Origin of the sequence: Pseudomonas asiatica (genome assembly GCF_040214835.1) — a bacterium.
GTDB lineage: Bacteria > Pseudomonadota > Gammaproteobacteria > Pseudomonadales > Pseudomonadaceae > Aquipseudomonas > Aquipseudomonas putida_Z.
The window spans coordinates 568,400-580,867 of record NZ_CP157874.1 but is presented as its reverse complement, the minus strand read 5'-3'; the positions used below and the strand labels follow the sequence as shown (position 1 = coordinate 580,867).

At 65.1% G+C, this 12,468-nt stretch carries 16 protein-coding genes; 8 read left to right on the top strand and 8 right to left on the bottom strand.

Annotated elements, in window-relative coordinates:
• Position 1: 1 nt before the first annotated feature.
• From nusB to nrdR, 6 genes are all read right to left on the bottom strand, one after another.
• On the bottom strand, positions 2 to 502 hold the full coding sequence (gene nusB / locus ABNP31_RS02640) for a transcription antitermination factor NusB (RefSeq protein WP_054886551.1): 501 nt from the start codon (positions 500 to 502) through the stop codon (positions 2 to 4).
• Positions 499 to 975 carry a 6,7-dimethyl-8-ribityllumazine synthase gene (gene ribH, locus ABNP31_RS02635; protein WP_003255395.1) on the bottom strand — a complete coding sequence of 159 codons (477 nt, stop codon included), beginning with the start codon at positions 973 to 975 and terminating at the stop codon, positions 499 to 501. Before ribH ends, nusB begins: the two co-directional genes overlap by 4 nt.
• A 92-nt stretch (positions 976 to 1,067) precedes the next feature.
• Positions 1,068 to 2,159, bottom strand: a complete 1,092-nt coding sequence (ribBA, locus tag ABNP31_RS02630) for a bifunctional 3,4-dihydroxy-2-butanone-4-phosphate synthase/GTP cyclohydrolase II (RefSeq protein WP_016484697.1) — start codon at positions 2,157 to 2,159, stop codon at positions 1,068 to 1,070.
• Between the two features lie 18 nt (positions 2,160 to 2,177).
• Positions 2,178 to 2,843 (bottom strand): riboflavin synthase, encoded by a 666-nt coding sequence (locus tag ABNP31_RS02625; protein WP_003255399.1) that lies wholly within the window; start codon positions 2,841 to 2,843, stop codon positions 2,178 to 2,180.
• 42 nt (positions 2,844 to 2,885) lie between these two features.
• Positions 2,886 to 4,016: a bifunctional diaminohydroxyphosphoribosylaminopyrimidine deaminase/5-amino-6-(5-phosphoribosylamino)uracil reductase RibD gene (gene ribD / locus ABNP31_RS02620; protein WP_085665383.1), complete on the bottom strand. Its 1,131-nt coding sequence runs from the start codon at positions 4,014 to 4,016 to the stop codon at positions 2,886 to 2,888.
• 2 nt (positions 4,017 to 4,018) lie between these two features.
• A complete protein-coding gene (gene nrdR, locus ABNP31_RS02615; protein WP_003255402.1) occupies positions 4,019 to 4,483 on the bottom strand; it encodes a transcriptional regulator NrdR in 465 nt (154 codons plus the stop codon).
• A 106-nt stretch (positions 4,484 to 4,589) separates the two neighbouring features.
• On the opposite strand from nrdR, the gene ABNP31_RS02610 reads away from it, so the two are divergent.
• Genes ABNP31_RS02610 through trxA form a run of 3 tightly spaced genes read left to right on the top strand, consistent with a single transcriptional unit; the run spans position 4,590 to position 6,618 of the window.
• Positions 4,590 to 5,042, top strand: a complete 453-nt coding sequence (locus ABNP31_RS02610) for a YbaY family lipoprotein (RefSeq protein ID WP_025337521.1) — start codon at positions 4,590 to 4,592, stop codon at positions 5,040 to 5,042.
• A complete protein-coding gene (locus ABNP31_RS02605) occupies positions 5,043 to 5,714 on the top strand; it encodes a class I SAM-dependent methyltransferase (protein WP_085665382.1) in 672 nt (223 codons plus the stop codon).
• 31 nt (positions 5,715 to 5,745) lie between these two features.
• Complete coding sequence (trxA, locus tag ABNP31_RS02600; protein ID WP_025337519.1) at positions 5,746 to 6,618, top strand: thioredoxin; 873 nt, start codon at positions 5,746 to 5,748, stop codon at positions 6,616 to 6,618.
• A gap of 138 nt (positions 6,619 to 6,756) precedes the next feature.
• Here trxA and ABNP31_RS02595 read toward each other — a convergent pair whose 3' ends face one another.
• A complete protein-coding gene (locus ABNP31_RS02595) occupies positions 6,757 to 7,101 on the bottom strand; it encodes a hypothetical protein (protein WP_085665381.1) in 345 nt (114 codons plus the stop codon).
• 130 nt (positions 7,102 to 7,231) lie between these two features.
• On the opposite strand from ABNP31_RS02595, the gene ABNP31_RS02590 reads away from it, so the two are divergent.
• The 5 genes from ABNP31_RS02590 to ABNP31_RS02570 all read left to right on the top strand — a co-directional run bounded on the left by ABNP31_RS02590 (position 7,232) and on the right by ABNP31_RS02570 (position 11,218).
• Entirely contained in the window at positions 7,232 to 7,804 is a 573-nt protein-coding gene (locus tag ABNP31_RS02590; RefSeq protein WP_085665380.1) for a DUF2796 domain-containing protein, read from the top strand.
• On the top strand, positions 7,805 to 8,515 hold the full coding sequence (locus ABNP31_RS02585) for an ABC transporter ATP-binding protein (RefSeq protein ID WP_350012957.1): 711 nt from the start codon (positions 7,805 to 7,807) through the stop codon (positions 8,513 to 8,515). It begins immediately after the preceding gene.
• Positions 8,515 to 9,780 carry an ABC transporter permease gene (locus ABNP31_RS02580; protein WP_350012956.1) on the top strand — a complete coding sequence of 422 codons (1,266 nt, stop codon included), beginning with the start codon at positions 8,515 to 8,517 and terminating at the stop codon, positions 9,778 to 9,780. The genes ABNP31_RS02585 and ABNP31_RS02580 overlap by 1 nt, the downstream gene beginning before the upstream one ends.
• A 150-nt stretch (positions 9,781 to 9,930) precedes the next feature.
• Positions 9,931 to 10,425, top strand: a complete 495-nt coding sequence (locus ABNP31_RS02575) for a DUF3299 domain-containing protein (protein ID WP_075044449.1) — start codon at positions 9,931 to 9,933, stop codon at positions 10,423 to 10,425.
• Positions 10,426 to 10,534: 109 nt separating this feature from the next.
• Complete coding sequence (locus ABNP31_RS02570; protein ID WP_046615944.1) at positions 10,535 to 11,218, top strand: OmpW/AlkL family protein; 684 nt, start codon at positions 10,535 to 10,537, stop codon at positions 11,216 to 11,218.
• On the opposite strand, the gene ABNP31_RS02565 is transcribed toward ABNP31_RS02570, so the two are convergent.
• Positions 11,206 to 12,417, bottom strand: coding sequence for an MFS transporter (locus ABNP31_RS02565; protein ID WP_350012955.1), 1,212 nt, complete (start codon positions 12,415 to 12,417; stop codon positions 11,206 to 11,208). The genes ABNP31_RS02570 and ABNP31_RS02565 overlap by 13 nt on opposite strands.
• Positions 12,418 to 12,468: the final 51 nt, after the last annotated feature.

Here is a 12,468-nt window from a genome sequence, read left to right as displayed (position 1 = left end):
ATCAGCGCTTGTTCGCCTTGACTTCTGCTTCGCGCAGGGCCGGGGCGAGCTTGTCCAGCACGCCGTTGACGAACTTGTGGCCGTCGGTGGCGCCGAAGACCTTGGCCAGTTCCACGCCTTCGTTGATCACTACGCGGTACGGCACGTCAACGCGCTTGATCAGTTCCCAGGTGGACAGGCGCAGCACGGCCAGCTCGACCGGGTCGAGCTCTTCCAGTGCGATGGCCATGCACGGCACCAACGCTTTGTCGATTTCGCCCTTGATTGCCGGGACCCCATGCAGGATCTCGCGGAAATAGGCACCGTCGACATCGGTGAAATCGTTATCGACCCGGAACTGCGCTTCGATCTCGTTCAGCGAATGCTGCGCCATGTGCCACTGGTACAGTGCCTGGGTCGCGAGCTTGCGGGCTTCGCGGCGCTTGGCGCTCTTCGATGGCTTGCCGGCATCCGCAGGTTTTGGATCGCGCGGGTTGAAACGATCGCTTTCGTCGCTAATCACTTGGCCTCCAACTGCGCCAGCAGGCTGACCATTTCCAGAGCGGACAGGGCAGCTTCAGCACCTTTGTTGCCGGCCTTGGTGCCGGAACGCTCGATGGCCTGTTCGATGGAGTCGACGGTCAGTACGCCGAAGGCCACCGGAACACCGAACTCCATGGACACCTGGGCCAGGCCCTTGGTGCATTCGCCCGCCACGTATTCGAAATGCGGGGTACCACCACGGATCACGGCGCCCAGGGCGATGATCGCGTCGTAGGCGCCTTGCTGGGCGACCTTCTGTGCCACCAGCGGGATTTCGAATGCACCCGGGGCACGGATGATGGTGATGTCGCTTTCGCTGACACCGTGGCGTACCAGGGCGTCAACGGCACCGCTTACCAGGCTTTCGACGACGAAGCTGTTGAAGCGGCCAACCACCAAAGCATAGCGACCTTTGGGGGCGATGAAGGTACCTTCGATGGTCTTCAGGGTCATTCCGATATTCTCATCTTCAAGAGCGAGGCCGCATGCTGGCGGCCTCGACAGGGGTATGGACTCGAGCTGGAGGGCGTCACTGCCGCCTCAAGTCACTCGGAGGGCACGTATTCTACAACTTCCAGATCGAATCCGGATATCGCGTTGAACTTCATCGGCGAACTCATCAGGCGCATCTTGCGCACACCGAGGTCACGCAGGATCTGCGAACCGGCACCCACGGTGCTGTAGGTGGTCGGTGCCTTGGCGGGTGCATCGCCCGCGCTTTCGCGGATGTGCGCCAGCAGCACGTCGCCGTCCAGCGGGTGGCCCAGCAGCAATACCACGCCGCTGCCGGCCTCGGCCACGGCGGCCATGGCGGCGCGCAGGCTCCAGCGGCCCGGTTGCTTGACCAGCAGCAGATCGCGCAGCGGGTCCATGTTGTGCACGCGCACCAGGGTCGGCTCTTCGGCGCAGATCTTGCCCAGGGTCAGGGCCATGTGCACGTCGCCTTCCACCGCGTCGCGGTAGGTGACCAGGTTGAACTCGCCCAGCTCGCTCTCCACCGGTTGCTCGGAGACGCGCTGCACGGTGCGCTCGTGGATCATGCGGTAGTGGATCAGGTCGGCGATGGTGCCGATCTTCAGGCCGTGCTCGGCGGCGAACACTTCCAGCTCGGCGCGGCGCGACATGGTGCCGTCGTCGTTCATCACTTCGCAGATCACGCCGCTCGGCTCGAAACCGGCCATGCGCGCCAGGTCGCAAGCGGCCTCGGTGTGGCCGGCACGGGCAAGGGTACCGCCAGGCTGGGCCATCAGCGGGAAGATGTGGCCTGGGCTGACGATGTCTTCGGCCTTGGCGTCCTTGGCAGCGGCCGCCTGCACGGTGCGTGCGCGGTCAGCGGCGGAGATGCCGGTGGTGACACCTTCGGCGGCTTCGATCGACACGGTGAACTTGGTGCCGAAGCCCGAGCCGTTGCGCGGCGCCATCAGCGGCAGCTTCAGCGTTTCGCAACGCTCGCGGGTCATCGGCATGCAGATCAGGCCACGGGCGTGCTTGGCCATGAAGTTGATGTGCTCGGGCAGGCAGCACTCGGCTGCCATGATGATGTCGCCCTCGTTTTCGCGGTCTTCGTCATCCATGAGGATGACCATTTTGCCCTGGCGGATGTCTTCGACCAGTTCTTCGATGCTGTTGAGCGCCACGCGGCACCCCCTTCTCAATCAGGATTTCAAGAAGCCGTTGGCGGCCAGGAAGCTTTCGGTAATGCCACTGCCCTTGCTCGGTTCGGCGGCCTTGTCACCCAGCAGCAGACGCTCCAGGTAACGGGCCAGCAGGTCGACCTCAAGGTTTACCCGACGCCCTGCACGGTAGTCGGCCATGATGGTTTCGGACAGGGTGTGCGGGACAATGGTCAGCTCGAACTCGGCGCCATTGACCTCGTTGACCGTCAGGCTGGTGCCGTCGACGGTGATCGAACCCTTGTGGGCGATGTACTTGGCCAGTTCCTTCGGTGCGCGCACGCGGAACTGGATGGCGCGGGCGTTATCGCTGCGCGAGATGATTTCGCCGACCCCGTCGACGTGGCCGCTGACCAGGTGCCCGCCCAGCCGGGTGGTGGGGGTCAGGGCTTTTTCCAGGTTGACCTTGCTGCCGCTCTTGAGGTCGATGAAGGCGGTACGCTTGAGGGTTTCGACGCTGACGTCGGCCCAGAAGCCGTCACCCGGCAGTTCGACGGCGGTCAGGCACACGCCGTTGACGGCGATGCTGTCGCCGAGCTTGACGTCACCCAGGTCGAGCTTGCCGGTTTCGACGTAGACGCGCACGTCGCCACCCTTGGGGGTCAGGCTGCGGATGGTGCCGATGGATTCGATGATGCCGGTGAACATGGGGTCTTCCTCAAAAACGGTTTGCGCGGGGCAAGCCTGGCATTATACGCCGGGCGCCGGCAGGGGGATGGCCGTGACCCGCCAGTCATCGCCCACTGCGCGCATTTCGGTAATTTTCAGCCGCGGTGCTTCGTTCATCTTGTCCAGTGGCCAGTCCAGCAGCGGGCGGGCCTGGGAACCGAGGAAAGTGCCGGCGACGAACAACTGGTACTCGTCGATCAGGCCTTGCCGGGCGAAGGCGCCGACCAGGCCGGCACCGGCTTCCAGCAGGATTTCGTTGACGCCACGGGTTGCCAGGGCCTGCAGCAGCACCGGCAGGTCTACCTGGCCATTGTCACCCGGCAGGCTGAGCAGTTCGTGGCCGGCAGCGGCATAGCGCGGGTCATCTGCGACAGCGCTCACCACCAGCACCGGGCCAGCCTGGAAGAACGGTGCATCCAGCGGCAGGCGCAGGCGGCCATCGACCAGCACGCGCAGCGGTGTGCGGCTGAGTGCCAGGGCGGTGGTTTCGGCATCCAGGCCCAGCTCGGCGCCGCGCACGGTCATCCGCGCGTTATCGGCCAACACGCTGGCGGCGCTGGTCAGCACCACGCTGGAGCGGGCGCGCAGGCGCTGCACCGCCGAGCGGGCGGCCGGGCCGGTGATCCACTTGCTTTCGCCACTGGCCATGGCGGTGCGGCCATCCAGGCTCATGGCCAGCTTGGCGCGAACGAACGGCAGGCCGTGCTCCATGCGTTTGAGGAAACCGGGGTTGAGTGCGCGGGCCTCGGCCTCGAGCACGCCGCTGGCCACTTCGATACCGGCCTCGGCCAGGCGCCGCAGACCCTGCCCCGCCACTTGCGGGTTGGGGTCCTGCATGGCGGCTACCACCCGTGCTACCCCGGCCTTGACCAGCGCTTCGGCGCACGGCGGCGTGCGGCCATGGTGGCTGCACGGCTCGAGGGTGACATAGGCACAGGCGCCACGGGCACGCTCACCAGCCTGTCGCAGGGCATGCACTTCGGCATGTGGCTCGCCGGCGCGCACATGCCAGCCTTCGCCGACCACCTCGCCATCGCGCACGATCACGCAGCCTACGCGCGGGTTCGGGTGGGTGGTGTACAGGCCCTTGCGCGCCAGCTCCAGCGCGCGGGCCATGTAGTGGGCGTCGAGGATGGCAGCTTGGCTGGGCATGGTCACTCTTTAGCCGGCTCGCGAGCCAGGCGGTCGATTTCTTCGCGGAACTCGTCGAGGTCCTGGAAGCGGCGGTAAACCGAGGCAAAACGGATATAGGCCACTTCGTCGAGCTTGCGCAGCTCGGCCATGACCATTTCACCCACCACCAGCGATTTGACTTCACGCTCGCCGGTGGCACGCAGGCGGCTCTTGATATGCGCCAGCGCAGCTTCCAGGCGCTCGACGCTGACCGGGCGTTTTTCCAGTGCCCGCTGCATGCCGGCGCGCAGTTTTTCTTCGTCGAAGGGTTGGCGCGTGCCGTCCTGCTTGATCAGCCGGGGCAGCACCAGCTCGGCGGTTTCGAAGGTGGTGAAGCGCTCGCCGCAGGCGACGCATTCACGGCGGCGGCGCACCTGCTCGCCCTCGGCGACGAGGCGAGAGTCGATGACCTTGGTGTCGTTGGCACCGCAAAAGGGACAGTGCATGGTGGCAGGCAACAAAAAAAGGGAGGGCCATGGTAGCGCATCCCACTGGCAAGACAAGCCAAAGGGGTTAACATCCATGGGAAATCTGCCCGTGAAGGACTACCCCATGCACTACCGAGCGCTCGTCGTGCTGTGCTGCGCCGCCCTGCTCGCCGCCTGCGGCAGCGACAGGCCGAAGCCCGACACCCCTCCGGCCCCCACGCCAGCCCGCACGGCCAAGCCGGCCGCAGTACTGGGCCCGCTGCCGGCCTACCAGCGCGAGCTGAGCGGCACCTTGCTGGCAATCCCGGCCGGTGCCGACGTGGAGCTGGCCTTGCTGGTCATCGACGAACGCGACCGCCCACAACGCCTGCTGGCCAGCAGCAACCTGACTGGCACCGGCCAGGCCCTGCCCTACCAACTGCGCTTCAACCCCGAGGCCTTCCCCGCCGGTGCCCGGGTCGAGCTGCGCGGCCGCGCCAGCAGCTCTGGCCAGCTGATCATGCACCTGCCGCCGGTGCGCATTACCCAGGCCCAGACCCAGGCCATCGGCCCGCTACGTTTCGAGAAGGCGCCGTAAGTGGCGCCAGTCTGCCTACAACAGCCCCTGCAACAGGCCCTCAGCGGCCTGATCGGCGAAGCGCGTCTTGTCGTCAGCGAGCTGCCCGGCTGCGACCTCAAGCTGTGGCTGATCGACGACCAGAACATGGACCGCGCCTTCAGCAGCGAAGAGACCCGGCGCATTCTTGAAGAACCGCCCTACTGGAGCTTCTGCTGGGCCAGCGGCCTGGCCATGGCCCGTTACCTGGCCCAGCACCCGGAATGGGTAGCCGGCAAGCGCGTGCTGGACTTTGGCGCCGGCTCCGGTATCGCCGGTATTGCCGCCGCCCGCGCCGGTGCGCTGGAAGTGGTGGCCTGCGACCTCGACCCGCTGGCACTCGATGCCTGCCGCGCGAATGCCGCGCTGAACGGGGTGGAACTGGGTTACAGCAGCGATTTCTTCGCCGAAGACGACCGCTTCGATCTGATCCTGGTTGCCGACGTGCTGTACGACCGCGCCAACCTGCCGCTGCTGGATGCCTTCCTCGGCCGCGGCCGCCAGGCGCTGGTGGCCGACTCGCGGGTACGCGACTTCAGCCACCCGCTGTACCAGCAGCTGGGCGTGCTGGAAGCGCTGACCCTGCCGGACCTGGCCGAGCCGCACGAATTCCGCCGGGTCAGCCTGTACCACGCCAGCCGCGACACCTTATAGTGGTGTTATCCACGAGTTTGCGAGAGTCGCGATGACCCAAGACACGCCTTACATTTTCGACGCTACCGATGCCACCTTCCAGCAACTGGTTATCGAGAACTCCTTCCACAAACCGGTGCTGGTGGACTTCTGGGCCGAGTGGTGCGCACCGTGCAAGGCACTGATGCCACTGCTGGCGAAGATCGCCGAGGGTTACCAGGGCGAGCTGCTGCTGGCCAAGATCAACTGTGATGTGGAGCAACAGGTGGTTGCCCAGTTCGGCATCCGCAGCCTGCCGACCGTGGTGCTGTTCAAGGACGGCCAGCCGGTGGACGGCTTTGCCGGTGCACAGCCGGAATCGGCGATCCGCGCCATGCTCGAACCACATGTGCAACTGCCCGCCGCACCCAGCGCATCGCCGCTGGAGCAGGCCAAGGGGCTGTTTGCCGAAAGCCGCTTTGCCGAGGCCGAAGCACTGTTGCAGGCACTGCTGGGTGAGGACAACAGCAATGCCGAGGCGCTGATCCTGTATGCCCGTTGCCTGGCCGAGCGCGGGGAGCTGGGTGAAGCCCAGGTGGTGCTGGATGCGGTCAAGACCGACGAGCACAAGGCTGCGCTGGCCGGCGCCAAGGCCCAGCTGACCTTCCTGCGCCAGGCTGCCAGCCTGCCGGAAGTGGCCGACCTGAAAAGCCGCCTGGCACAGAACCCTCAGGATGACGAGGCGGCCTATCAGTTGAGCATCCAGCAACTGGCGCGCCAGCAGTATGAAGCGGCGCTGGAAGGGTTGCTGAAGCTGTTCCAGCGTAACCGTGGTTATGAGAACGGGCTGCCGCAGAAGGCGTTGCTGCAGGTGTTCGAGTTGCTGGGCGGTGATCACCCGCTGGTCGGCGTGTATCGTCGCAAGTTGTCGGCGGCGATGTTCTGACCTGAGGCCTATTGCGAGGGCTTTGCCCTCGTTCGCGGGCACGCCCGCTCCCACAGGGTATGCACTGAATTCAATACTGGTGGTATACCTGTGGGAGCGGGCAAGCCCGCGAACGAGGCCAGCACAGGCAATACAGATTTATCCCACCCAGTGATACACCGGCGCGTCCACGCCACTTTCCACCTTGACTTCACTGCTATGCCGCAAGCGCACCAGCAGCCGTTTACCCGCCGCCGTACTCCCCGCCAGCCCCTCCAACCGATCCAGCAATTCCGGCCCGCTCATCTGCCCTGCCAGGCGCAACACCTCACGTGCCGCAGTCCATTGCCCGTCATCCTGACGAGTTGTCGCCACGGTTTCCGTTGCTGCATTCTGCGGCACAGCGGGCAATTCGATCTGCCGCCCCAGTTGCGCCCACTCTTCAGGCGCCAGCTCGATGGTCAGATCCACAGGCCAGTCACCAATCTGTCCACGAATTCTCATGCTGCATTCCCTGAACCCAAGTCAATGCCACCATCCTACCCCAACATGAAACCTGCGCCACGCAGGCTGGCAGCACGCCGAAAAGTTGTTATAACATAACCCAATCTTCCCGCCCGCTCCGGAGTCGTCCATGCGTCGCCTGTTGCTCGCCCTGCCCTTCGCCCTGCTGCCCCTGGCCGTGGCCCAAGCCCACGATGATGACCATGATCACGACCACGCCCACGGCACCCTCGGCGCCCACGAGCATGGCGTGGCCAAGCTCAACGCCGTGCTCGATGGCAACACCCTGGAGCTGGAGCTGGACAGCCCGGCAATGAACCTGGTCGGCTTCGAACACGCCGCCAACAGCGACGCCGACAAGGCCAAGGTCGCGGCGGTGCGCCAGCAGCTGGAGCAGCCACTGAAGCTGTTCGGCCTGCCCGCTGCCGCAGGCTGCAAGGAAGACCAGCAGGAACTGGAAAGCCCGCTGTTCGGTGATGCCCCGAAAGCCGACGACGATGGGGACGAGCACCAGCACCAGCACAGCGACATCGGCGCCCATTACCAACTGACCTGCGCCAACCCCGACAAACTGACGGAGGTGGACCTCGCTCCGCTGTTCAAGGCCTTCCCGGCCACCCAGAAGATCAACGTTCAACTGATCGGCCCCAATGGCCAGAAAGGCGTGGAAACCACGCCGGCCAAGGCCGCGGTCGCGTTCTGAATGCGCCAGCCGTTGATCGAACTGCATGACCTGGTGTTCGCCTGGCCCGGCCAGCCGGCGCTGCTGGATATTCCGGCATTCCGCCTGGAAGCTGGCGAGGCCCTGTTTCTCAAGGGCCCCAGCGGCAGTGGCAAGACCACATTGCTGGGCCTGCTGGGCGGGGTGAACGTAGCGGGCCAGGGCCGCATCCAGTTGCTCGGCCAGGACCTCAGCCGCCTGGGCCAAGGCGCCCGTGACCGCTTCCGGGTCGACCACACCGGTTATATCTTCCAGCAGTTCAACCTGCTGCCGTTCCTCTCGGTACGCGAAAACGTCGAGCTGCCCTGCCGCTTCTCGCGCAGCCGCAAGGCCCGCGCCGAGCAGCGCCATGGCAGTGTCGACCAGGCAGCCAGCACGCTGCTGGCCCACCTGGGCCTGGACGACCCCGCCCTGCTCGCCCGCCGCGCCGACAGCCTGTCGATCGGCCAGCAGCAACGGGTCGCTGCCGCCCGCGCACTGATCGGCCAACCCGAACTGGTGATCGCCGACGAACCGACCTCGGCGCTGGATGCCGACACCCGTGAAGCGTTCATCCGCCTGCTGTTCGATGAATGCCGCGCCGCCGGTGCCAGCCTGCTGTTCGTCAGCCACGACCAGAGCCTGGCGCCGCTGTTCGACCGCCACCTGTCGCTGGCCGAACTCAACCGTGCCGCCAAGCCCCGGGAGGCCTGATGTACCTGCTCCGCCTTGCCCTGGCCAGCCTGGCCAACCGCCGCTTCACCGCATTCCTCACCGCCTTCGCCATCGCCCTGTCGGTGTGCCTGCTGCTGGCCGTTGAACGGGTCCGTACCGAAGCCCGGGCCAGCTTCGCCAGCACCATCAGCGGTACCGACCTGATCGTCGGCGCCCGCTCCGGCTCGGTGAACCTGCTGCTGTACTCGGTGTTCCGCATCGGCAACGCCACCAACAACATCCGTTGGGACAGCTATGAGCACTACGCCAAGGACCCGCGGGTGAAATGGGCCATCCCCATCTCGCTGGGCGATTCGCACCGTGGTTATCGAGTGATGGGCACTACCGGCGACTACTTCAGCCATTACCAGTACGGCCGCCGCCAGCACCTGGAATTGAGCCAGGGCCGCGCGTTTGCCGATGATCCGTTCGAGGTGGTGCTGGGTGCCGAAGTGGCCGAGGCGTTGCACTACAAGCTGGGCGACAAGCTGGTGCTGGCACATGGTGTCGCCGCGATCAGCCTGGTCAAGCACGATGACAAACCGTTCACCGTGGTCGGTGTGCTCAAGCGCACCGGTACGCCGGTCGACCGCACGTTGCATATCAGCCTGGGCGGCATGGAAGCCATCCACATCGACTGGCACAACGGTGTGCCGGCCCGTGGCGCCGGGCGTATCAGCGCCGAGCAGGCACGGACCATGGACCTGCAGCCTGCCGCCATCACTGCGTTCATGCTCGGCCTGAACAGCAAGATCGCGACATTCAGCCTGCAGCGGGAGATCAATGAATACCGCAGCGAGCCGTTGCTGGCGATCCTGCCCGGGGTAGCCCTGCAGGAGCTGTGGAGCCTGATGGGCACCGCGGAGCAGGCGTTGTTCGTGGTGTCGCTGTTCGTGGTGCTGACTGGCCTGATCGGCATGCTTACGGCGATTCTCACCAGCCTCAATGAACGGCGCAGGGAGATGGCGATATTGCGCTCGGTTGGCGCCAGGCCGTGGCATATCGCAGGGCTGCTGGTGCTGGAGGCACTGTCGCTGGCGGCGATCGGGATCGCTGCCGGGCTTGGCTTGCTGTATGCGGGAATCGCCCTGGCGCAGGGGTATGTGCAAGCCAACTACGGTTTGTATTTGCCGCTGGCCATGCCGAGCGCTCATGAATGGACGTTGCTGGCTATCATCCTGGGAGCTGCGCTGTTGATGGGCAGCGTGCCGGCGTCGCGGGCCTATCGGCAGTCGTTGGCCGATGGCTTGTCCATTCACCTCTGAGGGCGTGCAATGATCCAATACCTCACTGCCTTCTTCGCGGGTGAACCCGCTCCCACAAGGTCCACCACAAGCTTCAAAGCCTGTGCAGGACCTGTGGGAGCGGGTTCACCCGCGAAGAGGCCAGTACAGGCAGTACAACTACTCCTGGTCATGCTGCTTTCACTGGCATCGCCCACCTGGGCCTCGGAACCCCGCGAACTTGACTGGCCCGCCCTCATCCCCGAAGGCGCCCCGGTCATCCCGCCCCAACTCGCGCCGCTGCACGACATGTCGCAGCTCAGCAACGCCCTGTCCGCCGAGTCCGCCCCACCGGCGCGCCAGCAGGCACCCGACGCCCCGGTGGTAAAAAGCCTCGACGGCCAGCAGATCAAACTGCCCGGCTACATCGTGCCGCTGGAGGTGAGCGAAGAAGGCCGCACCACCGAATTCCTGCTAGTCCCCTACTACGGCGCGTGCATCCACGTGCCACCACCACCCTCGAACCAGATCGTGCACATCTTCAGCGAAATGGGCGTGCGCGTAGAAGACCTCTACCAGCCCTACTGGATCGAGGGAAAGCTGCAGGTTAGAGCCTCCAGCAGCGAACTGGCCGATGCCGGCTATCAGATGGAAGCCGAGAAAATATACGCTTATGAGCTGAGATGAGAACTGTTTCGAATTCGTGACGACGCTTCTTTGAGCTGGGTCAAACTTTCTGTTTAACGGCATCCGTACCATTGGACTACTCGATTACTCACGTCCTCTGGGAGCTTCCATGAACAAGTCCTTGCTCAGCGCCGCCCTCGCGGCCCTGGCGCTCGCTGCCCCTGTCGCCCACGCCCACCAGGCAGGCGATATCATCGTCCGCGCAGGTGCCATTACCACAGCTCCCAACGAAAGCAGCGGCGACCTGAAATTCGACGGCAACAAAGTCTCGGGCACCAAGGCGACTCTGGACAGCGACACCCAACTGGGCCTGACCTTCGCCTATATGCTCACCGACCATATCGGCCTCGAGCTGCTGGCTGCCACCCCGTTCAAGCACACCGTCGGCGTCAAAGGCCTGGGCGGCGGCCTGGACGGCAAGCTCGCCGACATCAAGCAGCTGCCACCGACCCTGTCGTTGCAGTACTACCCGATGGAACCGACTTCCAAGTTCCAGCCGTATGCCGGCGTCGGCATCAACTACACCCTGTTCTTCGATGAAGACCTCAGTAGTGCACGCAAGCAGCAGGGCTTCAGCAACCTGAAGCTGCAAGACTCGGTCGGCATCGCCGGTCAGCTGGGCATGGACTACATGATCACCGACAACTTGCTGGTCAACGCATCGGTCTGGTACGTCGACATCGACACCAAGGCCAGCGTCAACGGCCCGAGCGCACTGGGCTACAGCAAGACCAAGGTCGACGTCGATGTCGACCCGTGGGTGTACATGGTCGGCCTTGGCTACAAGTTCTGACCTGAACACTGCAGGGCGGCTTCGGCCGCCCTCGCGCGTTGCAGCCATCGCCAGTACCCCAGCGCCACCGCGCTGATGCCCATCCCAAGCCAACACACCGCTGCCCAACCCCAATGGGCATACACCCAGCTCGCCAGCACTGCCCCCACTCCACTGCCAAGCGAATAGCAGCACATGTAGGCGCCGATCAACCGGCTGGCCATTGCACCACGCCCGGCCAGCAGCAGGCTCTGGTTGATGACATGCACCGCCTGCACGGCAAAGTCCAGCATCAGCACACCCAACCCGAAGACCATCAGTGAATGCCCGACGAAGGCCGTGGGCAGCCATGACAGCACCAGCAGAACCAGCGCCAGACCGGTGGTGCGCTCCCCCAGCCCCTGGTCGGCCAGGCGACCGGCGCGCGCTGCCGCCAATGTGCCGGCAACACCCGCCAGGCCGAACAGACCGACCTCGGTATGGCTCAGCGCCAGTGGCTCGGCACTCAGGGGCATGACCATGGCACTCCAGAGCACGCTGAACGCAGCGAAGATCAACACGCCGAACAGCCCGCGCTGACGCAGCAGCCGGTCGTGCCGGTACAGCCTGAACTGGGCAACGATCAGCGCCCGGTAGCCAGACCGCAGCGACACCGGTTGCCCCGCGGGCAGGCTGCGCCACAGCACCAGGGCCAGCAGCATCAACAGCCCTGCGGCAATCAGGTACACGCTGCGCCAGCCAGCCAGGTCGGCAAGCCCGCCCGAGACCAGCCGCGCCAGCAGAATGCCCAGCACTATGCCGCTGGTGACGGTGCCCACGGCCTGCCCTTGCTGGCCGGGGGCGGCAAGGCTCGCTGCATGCGCCACCATCACCTGCACCATGACCGCCATCAGCCCGGTGATGGCCAGGGCCAGCAGCAATAGCGCCCAGTTGGGTGCCATGCCTACCCCAACCAGCGCCAGGGCCGAGAACAGCAACTGCCCGAGCAACAGGCGCTTGCGGTCGATCAGGTCACCCAGCGGCACGATCAGCAACAACCCCAGTGCATAGCCCGCCTGGGTCGCGCCTACTACCCAACCGATCTGCTGCTGCGCCACGCCCAGGTCAGCGGCCATCGACTCGAGCAGAGGCTGGGCGAAATACACAGTCGCCACGGCCGTGGCGCTGGTGATGGCCAGCAGCAGGGTTATCCAGCGTGTCAGTGTCAGTGCAGGGTTCATCGGGCTGGCCTCGTCAATCTGGTTTCGAATTGAAACCACATGCTGGCTATT